The sequence below is a fragment of the Megasphaera cerevisiae DSM 20462 genome, from assembly GCF_001045675.1.
In the GTDB taxonomy this organism is placed as follows: Bacteria; Bacillota; Negativicutes; order Veillonellales; family Megasphaeraceae; genus Megasphaera; species Megasphaera cerevisiae.
In genome coordinates, this window is sequence record NZ_LEKT01000103.1 from 1 (window position 1) to 2,207 (window position 2,207).

Sequence of the window (2,207 nt, forward strand, 5' to 3'; positions counted from 1 at the left end):
AAGAAGGGCTCGTTCTCCAGCGAGGAATCTGTCTTCAAGGTTCTCTATCTCAGGGTAAAGGAACTCTATGCCAAGTGGGAAGGGCATCATATCCAGAACTGGGCGATGGTCAGAAACCAGTTGGCTATGGATGATAAGCTGCAAGCTCGTATCCTGAAATACGAGAAATTTTAAAGCCAGCAATCACTGGTAACGCATCTTCTTTTATGATACCTAAAAAAACTTACACACTTAACTTGACAAACCCTGTTGCTTGCGCTCATTCTATTTTTTGGTCTGTAGCGGCGCCTATTGCTGTTCAATTAGTTTCTAAAGAGCATCAGGACCTGGCATTGAGTATGATCGTTACGGGGACATCCATTGCTATGATCGTTGGTCTGCCACTGGGGAGAGTTGTGGGTTTATATATTGGTTGGCGTATGACTTTTTTTGTTCTTGCCGGTATATCTTTTATTGTATTAGTGTATTTATTTACTGTGTTTCCTCAACTTCCCGACACTTCAACTTTTTCATTTCATCAGCTGCCACAGCTTTTAAAAAAAAATGTATTGACAGAAACATATTTTTTAACTTTTTTGGTAGCAACTGCATATTATACTGGCTATAGTTATATTGAGCCTTTTCTGCGGCAGATAGCTGCATTTCCAGAGGGTTGGATCACCATTACCTTGACTATTTTTGGTGCCAGCGGCCTTATAGGAAGTTTTTTGTTTTCTATTTGCTATAATCGAGTTCGGTATGATTTTATACGGGTTGTTTTAGCCTGCATTACAATATCGTTGCTGCTGTTATATCCTGTGTCTGCTTATGCATCTATGGTCATTGTTTTGTGTGCACTATGGGGGATGGCAGTGACAGCTTTTAACGTTACGTTTCAGGCAGAAATTATTCAAAGTGCTTCACTGAATGCAGCTGCAGTTGCAATGTCTATTTTTTCAGGTATTTTTAATTTGGGAATTGGTAGTGGTACTTGGCTTGGCGGGATTGTTTCGACATATAGTTCGATTGCTTATATTGGTTATGCAGGCGGAGCAGTTGCATTTATTGCATTTTTGTATTGTGTGATGATACTAATCAAGCAGCTGCAAATAGCAGAATAAGTATTGGTGAGAGCTTAGTAAAAAAATTATATATTTTAAAAAATTAAGTTAAACTCATCGTACGTCACCGTCTGCGGCAATTTGCGTTTTGAGAATCTTTTATGCAGGAGAAGTTTGATTTGGTTGTATTGATACGGCGCAAAATGTTGAAAGACTGGTGTTGTATGCTAGAATGCATATGAGACGTAGAAGGGAACTCCGAGTGGGATATTTGTGGTGACTCTATCTTACGATGGCTCTCTTTTTATGTGTTCTATTTATTTTGCATTCTATATTTTTTTTTTTGAAAAACAACAAAAAATACTTGCCAAAGTAAGATGGATATAGTATAATAACTAATGTTCGATGCAGAACACATGCGTTATTCCTCAATAGCTCAGTTGGTAGAGCAATCGGCTGTTAACCGATTTGTCGTAGGTTCGAGTCCTACTTGAGGAGCCATGGCCCCTTGGTCAAGTGGTTAAGACACCGCCCTTTCACGGCGTGAACGTGGGTTCAAATCCCGCAGGGGTCACCAAATATGGGCGCTTAGCTCAGCTGGGAGAGCGCTTGCCTTACAAGCAAGATGTCAGCAGTTCGATCCTGTTAGCGCCCACCATAAAAAAAGTCTGTAACAAGATGAAGCTTTTTTCTTCATTTTGTTACAGACTTTTTTGTGTTTGCCATATCTGGCATCGCAAAAGGAGTCACTTTGCATAAGACCATAGGAGGGTATCCTCAGCGTTCTGCCTGTGCCAGCGTAGAAATGCAGCCACTGCGTGTAATGCACCCTTTCTCATACGGTATCCAAGATACATACCGGTTGCTCCTGTTCGAGAAAAATGCATAATCCAGGAAGATGGTCCTTTGGGGGCTTCTTTTGCTGTCTGTCATAAAAAATAAATGTCGGAATGGATTATTTTTATGTCCGAATGGAGTAGAAGGATTTCACTGCATTTGGTATAATGGCAAATAGAAAATGATTACTGGTATCGAAAAAGAGATACGCAGTGGAAATGGAGAAACGCTATGAAAAATAATATATCAAGAAGGAAGCGTACTGCCTGGTATGCCGGCCTGTCCTGGGCTGTCGCACTGTGGCTGACGGCTCCTGTCCTGGCGGCAGAA

General features: G+C 40.9%; 1 protein-coding gene and 3 tRNA genes. All 4 read left to right on the forward strand.

The features are described from left to right. Positions 1 to 206 precede the first annotated feature (206 nt). The 4 genes from AB840_RS15100 (at position 207) to AB840_RS15115 (ending at position 1,698) form a co-directional block, all read left to right on the forward strand. Positions 207 to 1,100 carry an MFS transporter gene (locus AB840_RS15100; RefSeq protein WP_072061878.1) on the forward strand — a complete coding sequence of 298 codons (894 nt, stop codon included), beginning with the start codon at positions 207 to 209 and terminating at the stop codon, positions 1,098 to 1,100. Between the two features lie 365 nt (positions 1,101 to 1,465). Then, positions 1,466 to 1,541 (forward strand) — tRNA-Asn (locus AB840_RS15105). Position 1,542: 1 nt separating this feature from the next. Further along, positions 1,543 to 1,617 (forward strand) — tRNA-Glu (locus AB840_RS15110). A 5-nt stretch (positions 1,618 to 1,622) separates the two neighbouring features. Then, positions 1,623 to 1,698, forward strand: a tRNA-Val gene (locus tag AB840_RS15115). The last annotated feature ends 509 nt before the right edge of the window (positions 1,699 to 2,207 follow it).

Coding starts and splice junctions, on each gene's coding strand:
- AB840_RS15100 (WP_072061878.1), top strand. CDS start 207: ATGATACCTAAAAAAACTTACACACTTAACTTGACAAACCCTGTTGCT.